This is a genomic window from Neochlamydia sp. AcF65, assembly GCF_018342435.1.
Classification (GTDB): domain Bacteria; phylum Chlamydiota; class Chlamydiia; order Chlamydiales; family Parachlamydiaceae; genus Neochlamydia.
The window spans coordinates 62,874-83,105 of the sequence record NZ_JAEMUE010000069.1; the positions used below are offsets into that span (position 1 = coordinate 62,874).

A 20,232-nucleotide genomic window follows, 5' to 3' on the forward strand; every position below is an offset into this window, starting at 1 on the left:
TAGAAAATGGTTAAGTTCAATAGGCTAAATTACTTTCAATTAAAATGGGCTTGTGCTCTCCTATTTTTAATTTCTGTAGCTAGGTGCCCCCCTACGAAAGCAAAGAGAATAGATCCGCTCCCTCTATAATAAACCCCCAATACTGGATAACTCTTTCAACCAACAATGCAAAGCGCTTTCTCTAAACTAAAAAAAAGCCTATAAAGCAATTTATCCTCTTACTGACTCTGTAGGCTTTAGCTACCTATGCAAAAATCAGGCTTTTAACCAAAGGGCTTAAAAAGATTTATAGTTAGTCCATAAAATTATGCATAAAAAAATCAAGAGATATGGATTCCTTAAGCTTTAGTCAATGGACCTCGATTAACCTTGCCTCGCAAGATTCTTCTATTCTTATTAATCCCGTTCCTCTTTTTACAAATCTGCAGCTTAAAAGAGATTATTCCCAGCTGGTTATTATCTCGGATGCTAATGTTTATCCTCTTTACGGGCCTTTCCTTACCGAGCAATTGCCTTTAAGGCAAATAAATAAAATCATTCTAGCCCCAGGGGAAAGATCTAAAAGCCTGCAAACTGCCACTTATTGCTGGCAAGAACTCCAACGCTTCGAAATAGATCGTCATGCTTTGATTATTAGCTTAGGAGGAGGCGTCATCACTGATTTAGCAGGCTTTGTAGCCTCTTGCTATATGCGTGGTTTAGACATTATCCATGTTCCCACTACTTTAATGGGCATGGTAGATGCGGCTATAGGAGGAAAAACAGCAGTAAACTTTAGGGGGAGCAAAAATCTGATTGGTAGTATTCATCCTGCCCGACAGGTATGGATCTTTTCTTCCTACCTTCAATCTCTTCCTGCAGAAGAGTTTAGTGCAGGCTTAGCTGAAATAGTTAAATATGGGATTATTCAAGGTCCTCAGCTTTTCGAGGAATTAGAAAAAAATACGACAGCCATACTTGCTAAAGATTCTCAAATTATGCATCTTCTCATCGTAGAATGTTGCAAAATTAAAGCCTTTATCGTAGAAAAAGATGAAAGAGATTATGGCATTCGGGCTACATTAAATCTGGGACACACCTTTGCACATGCCATCGAAGCGGCTATGGACTATCAAATTTCGCATGGCCAAGCAGTCTCAATAGGATTAAGCTGCGCTTTTTATACCAGTAAAATTTTAGGTTTTATTGAGCATTCTCTCATTATTCGCTTGCATAATTTGCTCAAAAGCTTAAACTTGCCCCTTTCATTACCAGAAGAGCTATCAGAAGAAACTTTGATTAGCTATATGTATAAGGATAAAAAAACAGTGAAAGGAAAGCTAAATTTAATCTTAGTGAAGAAAATTGGTAGCGTAGAAAGGATAGAGGCGGTTGAACCTAAGCTTATCTTAACAGCTTTAAAGCAAAAGAAAGCGGAAAAAGAACTTGAATGAGTTAAAAAACCTTGTTATTCTCTGCGCTCAATCTCTTTTTGAAACGCAAGGCCCCTGGATTAATAATTTCTTTGCTAACAGCATGAGAAATAAGGGAAGCTGCCTTATATATTTGCAGCCCTTTTAAGAGCTTGGCGCATAAGGAAAAAATTATAACCCCATTCTATAGCAAATTATAGTTTGGCAAAAGGCTAAATGTAGAAATTTATTCAGCCATTTTCTATTTAGCGATCGCCCTGTCCAGGAAAAGGGTAAAAAACAGGCGTAAGTATTTGAGGTTCTAAAAAGAGAAAAAGCAACTTTTTTAAGATGAATACCGTGGAATTTAAATTATAAAAAAATATAAAAGGCACGCTTTTTCTATACAAGCATGCTGCATAAAAAACTAATAACTACAAATTGTATATCTTTTTAATAAGCTGTAGTAGTAAAAAGCAGTAAAAAAGTATCTTTGTTAAATATATAAAAAGGTTGTTTGAGGCAAGAATGGCAAAATCTTTAATTATTGTCGAGTCACCAGCGAAAATTAAAACGCTCCAAAAATTTTTAGGGCCTCACTATATTTTCGAATCTTCACTAGGACATGTACGTGACTTACCAGAAAAAGAATTCGGTATCGATATTGAACATAATTTTGAGCCTACCTATATCATTATGCCTAATAAAGACCAGGTCATTCAACGACTGAAAAAAGCTGCTAAAGGTTGCGATACAGTTTATCTATCTCCTGATCCTGATAGGGAAGGAGAAGCTATTGCCTGGCATATTAGCCAAATTCTTCCACCCCAAACCAATATCAAACGTGTCTCTTTCAACTCGATTACTAAAGATGCTGTAGTTAAGGCACTTAGCCAACCTCGACCTATCGATGAAGCTCTGGTTAATGCCCAACAAGCCAGACGTCTTTTAGATCGCATTGTAGGCTATAAAATTTCCCCTCTTCTTAATCGACGTATTCATCGAGGAAAAGATAGTTTTGTATCGGCCGGTCGCGTGCAATCGGTAGCGCTTAAGTTAGTGGTCGATCGAGAAAAAGAAATTGCAGCCTTTAAGCCCATTGAGTATTGGAATATTGGAGCTATTCTTAAGAATGAGTTAGAAGAACGTCAGTTTCGCGCCAATCTTTACTCTGTAGATGGTAGAAAAGTTGAAAAAGAGGAAGTAGAAGGTAAAAATTACTTAATCATCGACAATAAAGCTACAGCAGACGATATATTAGCACGGATGAAAGATAAGCCTTATCATGTAGCTAACGTAGAAAGAAAGGAAAAACGTCGTTATCCTGTCCCTCCATTTATTACCTCAACCTTGCAGCAAGAAGCAAGCCGCCATTATGGATTTTCTTCGGCTAAAACTATGAACATAGCTCAGGGCCTCTACGAAGGTATTGATCTAGGAAATGAAGGTGCAGAAGGCCTAATTACCTATATGCGTACGGATTCTGTACGTATTTCTAATGAGGCCCTTGGCTCAGCACGGGAATATATCTTAGAAAAATATGGTAAAGATTATCTTCCTACTGAAGCTAAACAATATTCCACCCAAAAAAGTGCCCAAGATGCTCATGAGGCCATTCGACCTGCTAATTTAAATCATGCACCAGAGAAAATTCAGCCTTATTTGAGCCGAGAGCAATTCTTATTATATCAATTAATTTGGAGACGCTTTATCTCTTCCCAGATGATGCCGGCTATCTACGATACAGTCTCAGCAGACATAAAGGTAGGAAAAGATATAATTTTAAGAGCTACCGGGTCGGTCATCAAATTTTCTGGTTTTCTAGCTGTATATGAGGAAAAGAAAGATGATGACGATAAAGATGAAGAAAGTCGCCAGCTACCTAACTTGCAGGAAGGTCAAAGCCTACAACTTATCCAATTAACTTCTGAGCAAGCCTTTACTCGACCTCCTCCCCGTTACACAGAAGCTTCTTTGGTTAAAGAATTAGAAAGATCTGGGATTGGGCGTCCTTCAACTTATGCTACTATTATGAATAAGATTCAAAGCCGCGACTATACGATTAAAGAAAGTGGGCGCTTAAAACCTACGGAATTAGGTTTTGTGATAGCACAAATGCTTGAAACAAACTTTCAAAAGATTATGAATATAGGCTTTACAGCTCAGATGGAAGATGATCTGGAATTAGTTGCTGAAGATCGTAAAAACTGGAAAGTACTTCTACAAGATTTTTGGAAGGAATTTTTACCTACTGTCGAAATTGCTGAAAAAGAAGCTTTTATTCCAAAAGTTCAAACAGATATCGACTGTCCCAAATGTGGTGGCAAGCTTCAAAAAATCTGGTTTAAATCTAAATATTTTTATGGCTGCTCCCGCTACCCTGATTGTGATTTTACGGCTCAATCTGAAGAACTCTCCTTTAATAAAGAAGAGTATGCTTCCGATTTTAACTGGGAGCAACCCTGCCCTCAATGCGGCAAAAGCATGAAAGTCCGCCATGGACGATTTGGAGCTTTTCTAGGGTGTACTAACTATCCTGAATGTAAAGGTATTGTAAACATCCCCAAAAAAGGCGAGGCTCTTATTTCTCAAAAAAGCATGCCAGCTTGTCCCGCCTTAGAGTGTCCAGGACAGATAATGGCAAGAAAATCGCGTTTTGGAAAAACTTTTTACAGTTGCTCTACCTACCCTGAGTGCGACGTAATTGTTAACGATTTAAAGCTCTTAGAGTCTAAATATCCTCATCATCCGCGTACCGCCTATATAAAAAAGCTTAAAGCTACTCGCAAAGGCAGCGAAGAAAAAACTTCCTCTAAAAAGAAAGCCGCTAAAAAAGAGAGCAGTAAAAAGAAAACGACTCCAAAAGAATCTACCCGTAAGCAGCCAGAAGTTAAAGTCTCTAAAGAGCTTGCTGCTATTATTGGAGCTTCTGAAATGTCTAGAGGAGAAGTGATTAAAAAGCTATGGGCCTACATTAAAGATCATAATCTACAAGATCCTCAAGACAAGCGCTTAATTGTCCCCGATGAGCCTTTGGCAAAGGTTTTTGGAACTCAAGAAGGGGTAAATATGATGAAAATAGCAGGTATGGTTAATAAACATATCCAAAAGTGACCACCTTATAGGAAAAAATCATATAAGGAAAGGGATCGAATCAATAGCCTAAAGGCTAAGTTTTTAACTGGTTAGATGACAAAGGCTGAAGAGAGCTGGAACAGAGAAAAAAATTTCAATAGAGCTCTTGGCAGGGTACATTTGTAATTTTTTAGATAAATTTTTAAGCCATCTCTTCATTTAGAAACATTCAACAGCTAGATGCTTTTCTATGATATATTTAGGCTGAAGGTCCGCTTATCTTTAAGGTTCAAAAAATTACTCCCTTGTAAACCAGCGCTTTTTCCGGATCTAAGGTGACAAGCTGGCCTTCTTTTAATATTCTACTGGCTTCGTCTGCTCTTACAATGGCAGGCTTATCCAGCAACTGAGCAATATGGATAGCAAACTTCTCTGATTCCACATCATCAATATGGTTTTGTAAAATAATTCCTTTCGATTCTTGAATGAGGGAAAGGAATGAAGGGTCGCATTTCGTCATGACAAGTAGCTGCCCCCTTACCGCATAATCTTTAGCAGACTCCGGAGATAAAACAAGGGTGGCATTTCCATGCACGCGGGAACCTACACCATGATGGCCTCGCACCAATACATCTCCTATGCTCTCTACCATCATCATATTGGTAGTTCCAGAAATGCCAAACGGAGAGCCCGCTGTTACGACTACCAAATCGCCATTGCTTACTAAATTTTCCTTTAAAGCAAAAGTACTGATCTTAGTAAAAGCCTCTGAAATGTTTTTTGTAGGGTGAGAGCTTAAATAGGGCTTTACACCCCAGCTTAAAGCCAGCTGATGGTAGCATTTCTCATGGGAAGTCATAGCTATAATAGGCATTTCGGGTCTTAATCGAGACAAAAGGCATGCTGTTGAGCCTCCACTAGTAAAAGCAAATATAGCTTTTGCTCTAGAGCTGTAAGCTGTTTTTACCGTAGCCAAAGTAACCGCAGAAGGGACATCATGATGAATCAGACCTGAATGAAAATCAAAAAAAGCACGATAATTGAAATCTGCCTCCGCCTCCTGCACGATACTTCGCATCACTTGTACGGTTTCAAAAGGATACTTTCCTATCGCCGTTTCTCCTGATAACATTACCGAAGAAGTGCTATCATATACCGCATTAGCCACATCAGAGGCTTCAGCACGCGTAGGACGAGGGTTGTTGATCATAGATTCTAGCATCTGGGTAGCTGTGACCACCGGTTTCCCTGCCAGATAACTTTTTCTTATCATCATTTTTTGAAGCCTAGGAACTTCACTTAAAGGAACTTCTACCCCTAAGTCGCCCCTGGCGATCATAATTCCATCTGCAACCTGAACGATGCTGTCAAAATTTTGTATGCCTTCCTTATTTTCAATTTTCGCATAGATCTGAATATCTGGCTTTTTTTCTTTAGTCAAAAGTCTTTTGATGGCAAGTACATGCTCTGGTGAACGTACAAAAGAGGCGGCTATAACATCTACATCATGCTTACAGCCAAAATGAATATCGGCTATATCTTTTTCAGTAATGTTTGGTAGACTCAAGCTGACATTCGGGATATTCACCCCTTTACCTGATTTGAGGACACCTCCATTATCAATCTTAACGACCACCTTTTCAGCTGTAGATTCGATGACATGGGAGCAGATGTAACCGTCATCAAAAAGAACCCGCGTGCCTATACTAAGATCATTTAAAACATAGAAAGGATGAACGCAGACTCCTTGCTCGCTTCCTTCTATAGAATTTTTAAATAAATTTAATAATTGTCCATGCCTGAGGTTAATTTGTCCCCCAGTAATTTTACCAATTCGAATTTCAGGTCCCTTGGTATCTAAGATAATAGCTAAAGGCATCTTTTTCTGAGTACGAGCTTTCTTAAGGTTGTTAATCACAATCGCATGTTCCTCATAGCTCCCATGGCTGAAATTAAGACGGGCAGCATTCATCCCGCCTTCCATCAATCGCATCATCTTCTCTACCGTATTTACAGCAGGGCCAATGGTACAAATAATTTTTGTCTTAGTGACCAACATAGAAAAATACCTGATAAGGGTGTGCGTTAATAGTCATTTAAATAGTGTGTCTGCCTTAGCACCTGGTGTTTAGAAAAAGTTATTATATCTTACCGACCAAATTTGACAATAATAACTCAAAAACTTTGCTTTAAATAAAAGATTGTTTTTAAACGCCATACAAGCAATCAAGAAAGCTACCATATCAAGTCTAAGAGATTCAATCTTATTTATCTTATAATTTAGCTTTAGCACAGATGAGCTGGAAAAGCCCTTTAAATTTATACTTATCAAAAAAATTGCAGAAAAAATTAATAAAGGAAGGAGCCAATGATGAGCTAGGAAAAATTATGCCTAAAAGAGGAAAACCCCAAAGTGATTATTCTTTTTCTCAATAAATGCAGTGTAAATTTCTTTTCTATGTCCCCAGAACAGATAACTCTTCATTTATAGCAAAGGCAACTTCTTTTTATGCTTACCTCTACAGCAATTTACAAGTGTATAAAGAGCTTTTATTAAGCGAGAAATTTGATTATGAGCGATTTTACTACACCTGGAAAAAAATTTCCGTATAGCTATAAAAATGAAAAGTAAATAATTATTAAAAAAAGCTCTCATCCCAAAAAATTTTCTTTTTTTCTCAAAGTTTACATCAAGAATAGGGCGTATTTCTGGGACTTCTAACCTTTTTCTAGTTAGTCGGGGAAGACCATTAACTTTTTTTTCTTCCTCTATATAAGGATTTTCATACGGAATAACTTCTTCATAGAAAGCTAGATCTTCATTTCCCATTTTTCTGTGGTAGAGAAAGATGCTGCTACCCCACTCGTCTTTGTCTGCTTGGGTAAGCAAATGTTTTACTTCATCCATATGAAAGATTGTGAAACCCTCATATCCCCAGCTACTAATTTTTTCATTAATTAATCTCCTTAGTTGATCCAATTGCTTACTTATTTTTTGTTGCTCAGAAAATTTAGATTTGGAAAGAAGGGGAAAAGATGAAAAAAAAGATTTTTTCTTTCTAAAGCCCACAAGAGTGAAAGTTTTTTCCTTGCATATATGGTAATAGATGTCTCTTTTCATTGAAACAGCTATGGAAGCATAGCCATTTGCTTCCATAAAATCCACGAAATAGCCAGCTATTTCCAATAAAGAAACGCGAGGTTCGTAATATTCTTTTTCTTTATACCTGTAAGTTTTATTAATTGAAACTTTACCTAAACTCTTTAGCTTATCTACATCTTTTTGTAGCAATACACTTTTACCTACAGGCATGTTTGTACAAAGTTCCTCAAATTGTTTTTCCATTTCCTCGATTATATGTGGAGGCGAGATCGTAGGGTCTTTAGCCACTAAGTTTTTAGCTTGTAATAAAATAGATTCTACTTTTTTTACTAATTGGCCATATTGTATACTTGTTGTTCCTTCACGTGTTTTTTTAGCTAAGCTATGGAAATGTGCGAAAAGATTAAAAGTTTGCTCAAAGGCCTGCATAGCAGTAGTATGGGTTGCTTGAACCAAAGCTTGAGTCTCTTCTTCCCTCGAAGCAAAAGATAGGGGTTCCCTCTGATCTGCTACAAGGATAGGATGAAAATGTAAGAGAGCCGAGGGATTAAAAAAAACTTTTTTCATTTATAAGCATCCTGTTTATTTAAACCTTGCTCTTTTTAAAGTAGTGTGGCCATGTATGCTTAATTTGTTCATGATTGGCCTCTAAATATAACGGTATGTATGCCTAGATGAATTTTAGCCCATTTCCTCGGCTTAGTCTCTACCATGGATTTTACATCCCATTCCCCTTCGCATGCTATTCTTATCCTTATTGCGCAAGCAAAAATGATTGCTGAATTTACTCCATTTAGCCAAAGAAGGTGAATTAAAGGTAAATGTCACTATCCTTGTGCACATTAGCGAGTAATTTGGCCCCCTTCACTTCTAATGTTAACCTAGCAATAAAGGATTTAGCAAAGCCTTCTAGAAAACGATAGAGTTTTTAAAGTAGGTTTTAACATATGTTAGTATCTCAAACCTAGTATTTGAAAGCATTTCAGAACTTCGTGTCCCCGTAAAGGATTTCCTCGTATTCTTGGTGTGCATACATCCGTTTATTTAAATAAATATAAAAAACTAGTTATAAAAAATGCAACATAAAAGGCTTTAAAGATTAAATTCTCTTCATTTACTTTTAAATTAATTAAGTGAAGGATAAAGTTTGTTTTGTTTATTCGTGTGTATTTGTGTCAATCTTTTTTTAAAGTAAGACTATCACAAAAAAATATCTTCTTCATACATTGCTAAATTTTCATTTCCAACTTTTCGATGGAAAAGAAAGATGCTAGCACCCCATTCATCTTTGTCGGATACATCCAACACATGTTTAATTTTATCCATATGAAAGAGTGTAAAGCCTTCATATCCCCAACGGCTAATATTTTTCTTAATTGATTTTCTTAATTGATTCATTTGGTTAATTATTTTCTCTTCTTCAGACATCTTAAAAACTGTTGAAAGTTTTGATGACCACGTAGACATGGAAGAAGCTGTCTTTCTAAACCCAATCAAGGTAAACATTTTTCCTTTGCACATATGATAGTAAATGTCTCTTTTCATTGATACAGCTATAGAAGAATAACCATTCCCCTTCTTAAAATCTTCGAAATAGTTAGCTATTGCCAATAAAGAAATATGAGGTTCATAATATTCATTTTCTTTGTATTTGTAAGTTTCATTAATTGAAACCATTCCTAAACTGTTTATCTTATCTACGTCTTTTTGTAGCAATACACTTTTACCTAAAGGCATGTTTGTACAAAGGTCCTCAAATTGTTTTTCCATTTCCTCAATTATATGTTTATCCTGGTGTGCCTCCACTAAGTCTTTAGCTTTAATTAAAGCTTCTTCGGCTAATTTTACTAGCGCCCCATAGTGCTCACTTGACAAGTCACCACGTACCTGGGTAGCCAGATAATAAAATTGCTTAAAAAGAATTGATATTTCCTCAAAAGTTTGTATTGCTTGCGTGTGGGCTGTTTGTATTAACTCTCGATTGTCTATTGCTTTAGCACTTTGAGATTCAAAATTGCTTTGACTTGATGAAGGACTAATAGTATTTAAATTATAATCGCTTGATAAATTTATGTTCATTTTATTCTACCTTGCTTGTACTTTTTGTAACTATTCAGGTCTAAGTAAGCTTTAACAATCAGCTGCTTATGAACTCCTTACTTTTGACCACTAGAGTGTACCGCTTTGTCACCTATTCTTAGAGGATAGGGATAGATAAAGTCAAAAACTTAATTTTCATAAGCAGCTGATTGTTAAAGCTTACTTAGACCTGAATAGTTACTACTTTTTAATCTTTGCTTATAAAAAATTGACGCATGACTTTACCGCTATCTATTCCCACTTGAACTAATTTTGAGCCGGTATCTATATGAATTTCTGCGTCCTTCTCAAGATTTTCGGGTACTATTATATAGATAGTTTTATATTGAATGTAGGCAGTTTGTATTTCATGCTGGCATTTTTTTTCAGTTATTGCATCAGTAGCTAATTCATCCGATGCCAACAAATATTGCTGAATACTAGTATGGTCTAAAACTTTTCTGTAAACTGAATTGCTTTTGAATAAGGAGCTAAAAAAAGCTGACAGTGAGTGAGATATAATGCTAGTATTAGTACGAATTAGTTCAATTTTTCTTGCTTGACTTGCTTTATTATCACCATAAAATGTGTAACCTACTCGGGTAACAGACACTCCCTCATATGTAAACTCGGGAAGCCTAGCAATTACAAGAGCGCTTAAATGAGAATTTGAAATTGAACTGAGATCGTCTCCTCCTAAAAGATTACATACTTTAGCTCTTTTTAGCTTTGCATTTTCCTCTTCTAATTTTCTGTTTTCTTGCTCTATTTTTTCCTTTTCTCGTGCTAGCTGTGTAGCCAAACTAACCAATTCACTATGGGACATTCCTGAAAGGTGGGTAGTTATATTCATAATTTTCCTTTTTTAATTTAAATTAACTGAATGGATTTATTCATGTCATTATAGGTGCTAAAAAACTCAATAAACATATCTGCTCTAAGTAGTAGTTTTTCTTCTTCCGGATAAAGTGTTAGTTTTACTTGGGTTAAGTCTCCCCATTCTCCTTTTTGTTGCTCAATAAAAACAGTAAATTTTGCAAAATGTTGAGCAAGCTTTCTAATATTAGTGCCATTTCCATAAAATTTTTTTTCTAGCGCTAATAAAACTTTGGCTTCATTTTCAACAATAATCTCCTTAAATGAAAATTCTTTTTTCAATTCTTCAAAATAAAAATTTAAATTATTTTTAAGTATTTGATGATAGCAATTTCCTGATGGAATAGGGCCAAAAGGAATGACATCCATTCTACTTAATAGCTCGGGGGAATAGCTATTTCCTTCAGGATAAAGCTGATTTTGCTTTCTAAATAATTCACAAATTTTTTCAATGTTCATTTTTTGTTGGAAAGCGCGCAGAATGCAATCTTGATATAAATTAGAAGTGTTAATAATGATGCAGTTCTTAAGAGAGTAAATAATGCTTACATTTTTGTTCTCCCTATCATTAATGCGTTTAGTATACTGCCCCTTATACATGCCTACATCAAAGATCGTAAGGAGGGATTGTTTAACTTTAGAATGAGCCTTTTCAAATTCATCTAACAATATTAGTATGTTTTCCACTTCATATTGCTCGGTAGATTCATCACTGCTTAAAAGTGTCGGCTTGCATTTATCTAATTCTTTTGCAAAAAAAGGCTTATCATCCGAGCCTAAAATACCTGCGCCTGATCCAAAAAAATTAGAAACAGTATATTCACTTTGATACTGATTCATAGGAAAAAAAATATATTTTCTTTTATACTCAGCTGCTGCCTTTGCAAGAGCTGTTTTTCCTACCCCCGTTGGTCCAACAAATATGAATACATGATTTCCTTCTTTTTGTTTTTTTAATGCAGTGGCTAGTAGAGTAGCCGCCTGGTCTTGACCTACTACACTTTGCTTTAATTTCTGTAAGATTTGCGCATAAGGGTCTGGCTTTAACTTTTCTTTTTGTACACTCTGCACTATTTTTTCGTTTATGAGAGTGCGAGCCACGCTTGGATAAAGCTTTATAAAATTATCTCTAATATGTTGGGTCGTTGAGTTTATTTCTAAGCACGTTACTTTCCTAAAATATTTTAAAGCTTCCCCTGGAGGATTTTCGCCTAATTGATGAGGCGCTAATTGAAATTGCGTAGGGCTGTTCTGCTGTTGAGGGTCTCCTAAATAATCCATAAGAGCTTTGAAAGCTAGCTCCTCATATAATTTTTCATTAGATATTTTTTTTAAGGTGGCTACTTCAGGCATCAGTTCATTAATATACGCTATTAATGAAGAAGAGATCATGCTATCAAAATCATTAATCATTTTTTTCTCCTGGCAATAGTATGGTTTTTCTCAATTGGGAACATTATTTAAAGAATCTTTTTTAAATATTATCATAAAAATTTCAGCAATTCCCGCAAATAAAAATTTTAACTTTATTTACAGCTAATCTTAAGGTTTACTTATCTAAAAGCAAAAGGATACCTTAAGTTTTAAGCTTTCTTTGCCGAAGTTAATATTTAGTTTAAAGTTAAGAATTTCTACACGCAAGGGTTCAAAAGGCACTTTCAAGCTTTTTTGTTAAGAAGTATTCGGAGTAAGCCTTGCTCCTTTAAATCCATAGGCAATTGAGTGGTAAAGATCTTCCCAGGTATCGATAAAGTAAGAGACAAAAAAAGCCCATATTAGCATCCATAAGCTACTTCTTGAACCAGCTTTTTTGAGGGCAGCTAAAAACATACTGCAGCAGCGCTGTTGCACTTGATCGATCAGCAAAGCTAGCATCATACCTCACCTTACGCGCTGATGAGTTGAAAAAATTATTCTGAGGGTATATTTTTTTTTGAAAAGAGGAGAAAAAAATGAAACTTGATCTTCATGAGATTTATACAGATTATCTTATCAGCCAAAACCAACAAGCAACAGCCACTGGGCTATCTAATCTTTTAGATGGCCAGATTAGCCACGAGAAAATCACCCGTTTTCTTAACCACAATCTAAGAGGATTGAAAGAACTATGGCAGTATGTTAAAAAGCAAGTGCACCATCTAGAACAAGATATAGGAGGTGTATTGATTATTGATGATACGATAGAGATTCAATCTTATTTATCTTATAATTTAGCTTTAGCACAGATGAGCTGGAAAAGCCCTTTAAATTTATATTTATTAAAAAAATTGCAGAAAAAATTAATAAAGAAAGGAGCAAGCTTATCCCATACAACAATTTTTTTAGTGTAAAACACGACTTAAATATTTTTTTAAAAATTCTCTTATAACAATCTTATCTTATTAAATAAATCACCCAAAAATATGTTAGGCACAAGCAAAAGTTTTACTTGTACTTCTGGCTAAAGCTACTTTTTAGCTAAAAATAAGAGTGTTTACATGGAGATTATTAATGCACAGGTTCAAACTAAAACCCGTACCTACATGAAGATAACTACAGTCTACGGCCTAACGGCCGCTAAGCTTTAGCTAAAAAAACTTAAGATAAGGATTGCTTGCCGAAAGGCTGTCCTACTGGATAAATCTAAACGAATCTACCCCAAAATCCCTATTCAATGTATAGTATTTTTAGTTAATTTGGGGTAGTAAGCATGGATCATAAGCACATCATTTTAAAAAAAGTCAAAGTTCATAATCTTAAAGCCGTGGATTTACAGCTTAATACCAATGAATTAATAGTTTTTAGCGGAGTTTCTGGATCAGGAAAATCTTCTCTTGCCTTTGATACCATCTATATGGAAGGGCAAAGACGCTATGTAGAATCCCTTTCTACCTTTGCAAGACGCCAATTAGGCGAAATGGCCAAACCTGACCTTGAGCATGCCTCGGGAATTTCTCCTACTATCTCTATAGAGCAGAAAACCGCAGGCCGTAACCCACGTTCAACAGTGGGAACGATGACAGAAATATACGATTATCTAAGAGTATTGTATGCTCGCGTGGGTGTCCCCCATTGCCCAGTCAGTGGAGAACCTGTAGCCCCTCAGAGCAGGGAAAGAATTATCAAATCTATCCAAAGCCTTCCTTCCAATACTAAGCTCATTGTCCTAGCCCCTTATGCTAAAGCTAAAAAAGCTGAGTTTAAAGAAGATTTTCAAGACCTCATGCGCAAAGGGTTTACAAAAGCACGGGTGGATGGAAAAATTGTTACTTTACAGCATGAATGGGGTTTAGATGGTAGCGTTTCTCATGATATCGACGTAGTCATTGACCGTCTTGTCATAAACATTGAAAACAATTCGCGCATTGCTGAGGCTATTACTGCAGCCTTAGATTTAGGAAATGGAGTCTGCAGTATATTGGATGTACAAACAGACGAGGAAAAGCTTTTTTCTACGCATGCTTATTCCCCTAAATCAGGGCTCTCTTATTCCTCCTTAGAGCCGCACGATTTTTCTTTTAACAGCCCCTCAGGAGCTTGCTCAAGCTGCAATGGATTAGGTATTGTCAATGAATTTGACTTAGAACAAATTATGGATCCAAACCTTAGTATCGCTCAAGATTGTTGTAGCATTGCAAGCTCTTACCAAACAGTACGTTATGGTAACATCTATAACAATCTAGCGAATATGCATAGCTTTAGCGTCCATACTCCTTGGAAAAAGCTGTCTGAAAAAGCTAAGAAAGTTTTTCTTTACGGGGTGGAAAAGAAGTGGACCAGAATGCATTTTGTTCATCCTATTACTGGGGCAAAGTGGGTAGATAATGTTCAATGGAAAGGCGTCTTGCATGAAGCGCATACCCGCTTTGCTGAAGCTAAAAGCGATTCCTATCGCAGCAAAATGCTCAAGCTTATGCATACGCAAAGGTGTCCTGCTTGCAATGGTGAACGCTTAAAACCCTATCCTGCTGCGACCCTACTCAATGGCAAGCGTATTAGCCAATTAGCAGCTATGACTATTGCTGAGTGCTACGAATTTTTTAGCAATCTTCCCCTGTCTGCTCAGGATGAGCTAATAGCTGCTGAGTTAATCAAGGAGATTCGTGAGCGTTTACAATTTTTGATTGAAGTGGGTTTACATTATTTAAATTTGGACAGAACAGCGCCTACGCTTTCGGGAGGAGAGGCTCAACGCGTACGTCTAGCCTCTCAAATTGGCTGCGGATTAGTAGGTATTACTTACGTTTTAGATGAGCCTTCAATTGGCTTGCATCCCCGTGATAATAAAAAGTTGATAGCTACGCTTAAACGTCTCCGCGATATGGGTAATACCGTCATCGTGGTAGAGCATGACGAGGAAACCATTTGGGAAGCTGATCATATTGTAGACTTTGGGCCTGGGCCAGGTACACGAGGAGGTGAAATCGTCTACAAAGGTGATGTTAAAGGCTTGCTAGAAAGCGAAAAATCTCTTACAGGACGCTACCTATCGGGAAGATTAGCCATTACCATTCCTAAAAAGCGTCGAAAGATAAAAAAAGACCATCTCTTGATAAAAGGAGCTACTCATCACAATTTAAAAAATGTAGATGCTAAAATACCTTTAGGAATTTTCATTGCTGTAACGGGCGTCTCCGGCTCTGGAAAATCTTCACTTATCACCGATATTCTCTATCCTGCCCTATCGAATGCACTCCATGAAAGCGAATATCCTGTAGGCCGCCATAAAGAAATCGTAGGAATAGATAAAATTGACAAAGTAATTGCTATTGATCAATCGCCTATTGGGCGCAACCCTCGTTCCAACCCCGCTACTTATATCAAACTTTTCGATGATATTCGCGATTTATTCACCCAATTACCTGAAAGCCAAGCACGTGGATATAAGCCGGGAAGATTTAGCTTTAATGTCAAAGAAGGCTCTTGCCCTCAATGTGGGGGCATGGGCATGGTGAAAATTGATATGGATTTCATGGAAGATGCTTGGATAGATTGCCCGCTTTGTAAAAAAAGGCGTTTTGATCAAGAAACCCTTTCAGTTCTTTACAAGGGTAAAAGTATTTATGATGTGCTAGAGATGGAGGTCATCGAAGCATTAGAATTTTTTGCTAATATTCCTTCCATCTACCATAAACTACAAACACTGCAAAAAGTGGGAATGGAATATATTAAGCTAGGCCAGTCATCCACGACTTTATCAGGTGGAGAAGCGCAACGTATCAAATTAGCTAAAGAGCTTGCCAGGCCTACCGCAGGACACACTTTCTATATTTTTGATGAGCCTACAACCGGCCTTCATTTTCATGATATTAAGCATTTATTGACAGTGCTGCAAGAACTTGTAGACCGTGGTCATACTGTCTTAGTCATTGAGCATAATATGGATATTGTCAAAACGGCAGATTGGATTATTGACATAGGCCCTGAAGGAGGAATTCAAGGAGGAAAAATCTTTGCTGTAGGCACACCTGAGCAAATCGCTCGTTTAGAGAGCCCTACAGGCCGTGCTCTCCAAGAGATCTTGCATCATGATATAGCCGAACGTCTCACCCAAGCTGTGCAAGCCTCTAAGCATAATCTTATCCACTATAAAGAACGTCAAAAACATTTTATCAAAGAAATTACTGTAACGGATGCGGAGCAAAATAATCTTAAAAGCATTTCATTGAGTATTCCGCGTGAAAAAATCACTATATGTACCGGCCCTTCGGGGTCAGGAAAAACCTCTTTAGCCTTTGACACTATCTATGCCGAAGGACAAAGACGCTATATCGATTCCCTTTCACCTTACGCACGCCAATTTGTTAAGCAAATGCCTAAGCCTAAGGTAGGTTATGTAGGAGGACTTTCACCCGCTATTGCTATTGAGCAAAAAGCACACGCAGGTAATCCTCGCAGCACAATTGGTACTATGACCGAGTTGTATGACTATCTGCGTATCCTTTATGCCCGCATGGGAACGCCTCACTGCCCCGAAACAGGTGAGGTGATTAAAGCGATCAGCAAAGATCATGTAGTAGATCGTGTGATGAACTATCCTTTAGGAGAAAAGATCCAAGTTTTAGCTCCTATTGAAGGGAAAAAAAATGAACGATTTGAAGAAGTTATCTCTCGCCTTCAACGGCAAGGTTTCCTACGCGTGCGCCTAAATGGTGAATTTTTTGATCTAGACCAAGAAGGCCTTAGCTTAGCTTTCGATCGTAAACGCAAAAATGAGTTATTATTGGTTATCGACCGCTTAAAGATCAATCCTACGATTAAAAACCGCTTAGCAGAAGCGGTAGAGACAGCTACCCATATAAGTGGTGGCAAAATTGTTATTCTTCGCGAAAACCAAAAAGATGTTTTTTTCAATTTAGCATTTGCCGTAGAAAGCACAGGAAAATCTTATCCAGAAATTACTCCTCATACCTTTGCTTTCAACAATGCTGAGGGAATGTGCCCGGAGTGCTTAGGTCTAGGATATCAATATGGTGCTAATTTAATACAAAAGCCAGAGATTATGGAGCAATCTGTGGCCGGCCTGATGTATTATCTATGGCAAGATCTTTATAACGCTGCTGCCTTTGCTTGGGTAGCAGCATTTTTGGAAGCAGAGGGTATTGATCTGCTTGCTCCTCTTTATATGCTACCTACTAAACAGCTCCACCTGATTTTAAATGGCTCTCCGGAAGATAAGTGGTATACTGCTACAAACGGTTTAAAATTTCGCTGGATAGGAATCAACCATGTATTAGCAAAGGCGGGGCGCAGTGCACAATCTCAACTACGCGAACTTATTACGCCTCTTTTGGAAGAGCATAAATGCATTTCATGTCAAGGAGATAGACTCAACGCTTTGGCCCGCCATGTGACTATTCAAGGCTTATCTATTAGCAAATTATGTAGTCTACCTGTGGATAACTCTCTTAATTTCATTGAAAAACTTGTCATTAATCAACAGGATAATAAAATTTTGGAAGAAGTTCACCTTCAACTTCTCAATAGATTACGCTTTCTAGCTGCAGTAGGTCTAGGCTATATAGCCTTAGATCGGCCGGCTCCCACTTTAAGTGGCGGCGAGGCACAGCGTATTCGCCTAGCGCGCCAATTAGGAAGCGGGTTAACAGGAGTATTGTATGTTTTAGATGAGCCTACCATCGGCTTACACCCAAGGGACAATGAACGCTTAAATCTAGCCCTCGAACAGCTTAAGGAACTTGGTAATACTTTACTAATGGTCGAACATGATCCTTTAACGATTGCAAAAGCTGATTATATTCTCGATTTTGGCCCTCAGGCAGGAGCCTTAGGCGGCCATATTACGGCACAAGGAACTTTTAAACAGATCATAAAAAATTCACGCTCACTGACGGGTAAGTATTTATCCGGCAAGCTCACTATTCCCATGCTTACAAAAAGACGCTCTCTTAAAAATGGCATGCTACAAATCAGGGAGGCAAAAGCCAACAATTTAAAATCCATCCAATTAGATATTCCTATCCAAGCTCTTACCATTTTAACAGGGGTTTCGGGTTCAGGTAAATCTACGTTAATGCACCAAGTTATTCAACCAGCAGTCCAAAAAGGCCTTTATAATTCTTATGAAATTGCTGCCGATATAGCAAAAGTGGAAGGCATTGAAAATTTTGATAAAGTGATTACTATTGATCAAAATCCTTTAGGCCATACAGTGCGCTCAGATGTAGGAACTTACGTCGATTTACTGGCGCGCTTACGTGATTTTTTTTCCTCCCTTCCTGCTGCCAAAGCCAAAGGATTACAAGGCAAGCACTTTAGCTATAATCATCGACGCGGCATGTGCACCCATTGTTGGGGGATGGGCTATAAACGCATCGAAATGCATTTTTTACCCCCTGTACGCGTAGTATGTGAAGAGTGTCAGGGCCAACGCTTAAATCCTGTTAGCTTAGAAATTACTTATAAAGGAAAAAATTTTGGCCAATATCTAAGCTTAACCATTAACGAAGCACGCCAGGTATTCGAAAATCATCCCCGTATTGCTAAAGTTTTAGATACATTAATTGCGGTAGGTTTGGGCTATTTGAAATTAGGCCAAGAAACCGTAAGTTTATCGGGTGGAGAAGCACAACGTCTTAAGTTAAGTCGTGAGCTTACCAAACGCTCGACAGGTAAAACTCTTTATCTATTAGATGAACCTACGACAGGGTTACATAGCGATGACATTAAAAAATTATTGATAGTTTTACACAAGTTAGTAGATAAAGGCAACACGATGATCATCATAGAACATAATATAGAGGTCATTAAAAATGGAGACTTTATCGTTGATTTAGGACCAGAAGCCGGAGAAAGAGGAGGAGAAATTGTAGCTACCGGTACTCCTGAAGAAATTGCTCAAAACCCGACCTCTATTACTGGAAAATATTTAAAAAATTTACTTTGAAAAATTATCCCTTAGATCTCTGCTCGTTTGGCTTTAGACTTTCCTATTAATTTAAGGTTATAAATTAGCTTTCTAATATTTTAAAAATTTAGCTTGAATATGCATCCAGCTTATCTTTTATTTTTGCTTTTAATGTATACAGTTTTACCTTTACATGCTGGAACAATTCCTATCGAAGTAGAAATAGCTTTTACAGAGGAAGAGCGCGCCTGGGGCTTGATGCAACGCTCCCATTTACCAGAGAATCAAGGAATGTTGTTTTACTTTCCTAAAGGAAATCTTTGGATGTTCAATACTTTAATAGATCTTTCAGCAGCATTTTTAGATAAGAAAGGTAGCATCTTAGAGATAGCCGAGCTAAAATCTTATCCCGAAAAGATGGATCCTCATCGACCTGTAAATAAATTAAACGAGATGTGGAAATATCCTGCGGATGATAAAATATATTTATTCTTTTTGCAAAAAAGTAAGGCGCTACCTAAGGGAACTTACTATGTTTTAGAGATGAATAAAGAATGGTTCAAAAAACAGGGAGTCACTGTAGGAGATAAAGTCGTGTGGCATTTAAATTCTTCCCAGGCCTCTATAGTAAAGCTCTCCTCCCCTTCGACAGGTGAGTAAGCGCTTCAATTGAAAATGGTTAATCAACTATTTAACCAGGAAAGGTGCGACTCTACGTTTTAAGGAAAAAGCTTAAAAAATATAAATTTTTTTGGCAAAGGTGATCCCTCAATTTTTTATTGATAGAAAATATTTCTCCCCTTAGATTAAGAGAAATAAATTCAGCTCTACTATAACAACTAAGGACAGCATGGCAAAACCTCTCGTTTCCAAAAAGAAAGCAGATGCAATCTCAAATGGAGCTTTTCTTGTAGGACTTGGCATCTTATTATACACTCATGATTGGTGGCCAGGTATTCTCCTAGTCCTCTGGATAGCCGTTCTATTAAGGCAATATTTAACAGGAAGAGTTTACGATACAATTGTCTCAACTATTATCCTACTAGGCTTGTTTTTAGTCTCCTTTATCAAAATAAATTGGTCTGTCATTATTCCTATTTTATTTGTTATCGGAGGCACTTATCTAATATTCCGAGAATATTTTTATGCAGATGAAAGCGTAGAAAATGAAATTTTAGATGAACGCCCAAGAAATGCTAATGAGCACAAGGAGGAGTAAGGAAAGTCCTTTTACAATCATCTAAGGCATAATATCTATGCTGGCTAGATTACCTACAGGCACTTGTTATTAATTAGAAGCAAAGAAATATAAGGTGTAGGTGGCAGCAGGCGCGCAAGAGCTTAATAAAAAAAATAGAATA

The 20,232-nt window shown here is 37.2% G+C and carries 12 protein-coding genes; 6 read left to right on the top strand and 6 right to left on the bottom strand.

Annotated elements, in window-relative coordinates:
* Nucleotides 1-329: 329 nt before the first annotated feature.
* Together aroB and topA are read left to right on the top strand one after the other, a co-directional pair.
* Nucleotides 330-1,433, top strand: a complete 1,104-nt coding sequence (gene aroB, locus NEOC65_RS08680) for a 3-dehydroquinate synthase (protein WP_213156275.1) — start codon at nt 330-332, stop codon at nt 1,431-1,433.
* 486 nt (nt 1,434-1,919) lie between these two features.
* Entirely contained in the window at nt 1,920-4,505 is a 2,586-nt protein-coding gene (gene topA, locus NEOC65_RS08685; protein ID WP_166156300.1) for a type I DNA topoisomerase, read from the top strand.
* A 250-nt stretch (nt 4,506-4,755) separates the two neighbouring features.
* Here topA and pyk read toward each other — a convergent pair whose 3' ends face one another.
* From pyk to NEOC65_RS08715, 6 genes are all read right to left on the bottom strand, one after another.
* A complete protein-coding gene (gene pyk / locus NEOC65_RS08690; RefSeq protein ID WP_207391806.1) occupies nt 4,756-6,525 on the bottom strand; it encodes a pyruvate kinase in 1,770 nt (589 codons plus the stop codon).
* Between the two features lie 426 nt (nt 6,526-6,951).
* Nucleotides 6,952-8,136: a hypothetical protein gene (locus NEOC65_RS08695; protein WP_166156298.1), complete on the bottom strand. Its 1,185-nt coding sequence runs from the start codon at nt 8,134-8,136 to the stop codon at nt 6,952-6,954.
* Between the two features lie 633 nt (nt 8,137-8,769).
* On the bottom strand, nt 8,770-9,648 hold the full coding sequence (locus NEOC65_RS08700) for a hypothetical protein (protein ID WP_166156296.1): 879 nt from the start codon (nt 9,646-9,648) through the stop codon (nt 8,770-8,772).
* 208 nt (nt 9,649-9,856) lie between these two features.
* Nucleotides 9,857-10,501 carry a hypothetical protein gene (locus tag NEOC65_RS08705; protein WP_166156294.1) on the bottom strand — a complete coding sequence of 215 codons (645 nt, stop codon included), beginning with the start codon at nt 10,499-10,501 and terminating at the stop codon, nt 9,857-9,859.
* A gap of 17 nt (nt 10,502-10,518) precedes the next feature.
* The gene (locus tag NEOC65_RS08710; RefSeq protein WP_166156292.1) at nt 10,519-11,937 is read right to left on the bottom strand and encodes an AAA family ATPase; all 1,419 of its coding nucleotides are present in this window, start codon (nt 11,935-11,937) and stop codon (nt 10,519-10,521) included.
* A 258-nt stretch (nt 11,938-12,195) separates the two neighbouring features.
* Nucleotides 12,196-12,402, bottom strand: a complete 207-nt coding sequence (locus tag NEOC65_RS08715; RefSeq protein WP_166156290.1) for a hypothetical protein — start codon at nt 12,400-12,402, stop codon at nt 12,196-12,198.
* Between the two features lie 74 nt (nt 12,403-12,476).
* Here NEOC65_RS08715 and NEOC65_RS08720 point away from each other — a divergent pair, with 74 nt between their 5' ends.
* The 4 genes from NEOC65_RS08720 (at nt 12,477) to NEOC65_RS08735 (ending at nt 20,090) form a co-directional block, all read left to right on the top strand.
* Nucleotides 12,477-12,854 carry a hypothetical protein gene (locus NEOC65_RS08720; protein WP_166156288.1) on the top strand — a complete coding sequence of 126 codons (378 nt, stop codon included), beginning with the start codon at nt 12,477-12,479 and terminating at the stop codon, nt 12,852-12,854.
* A 359-nt stretch (nt 12,855-13,213) separates the two neighbouring features.
* Complete coding sequence (gene uvrA / locus NEOC65_RS08725; protein WP_213152482.1) at nt 13,214-18,910, top strand: excinuclease ABC subunit UvrA; 5,697 nt, start codon at nt 13,214-13,216, stop codon at nt 18,908-18,910.
* A 99-nt stretch (nt 18,911-19,009) separates the two neighbouring features.
* Nucleotides 19,010-19,531 carry a DUF192 domain-containing protein gene (locus tag NEOC65_RS08730; RefSeq protein ID WP_242678205.1) on the top strand — a complete coding sequence of 174 codons (522 nt, stop codon included), beginning with the start codon at nt 19,010-19,012 and terminating at the stop codon, nt 19,529-19,531.
* Nucleotides 19,532-19,721: 190 nt separating this feature from the next.
* On the top strand, nt 19,722-20,090 hold the full coding sequence (locus tag NEOC65_RS08735; RefSeq protein ID WP_166156281.1) for a hypothetical protein: 369 nt from the start codon (nt 19,722-19,724) through the stop codon (nt 20,088-20,090).
* The last annotated feature ends 142 nt before the right edge of the window (nt 20,091-20,232 follow it).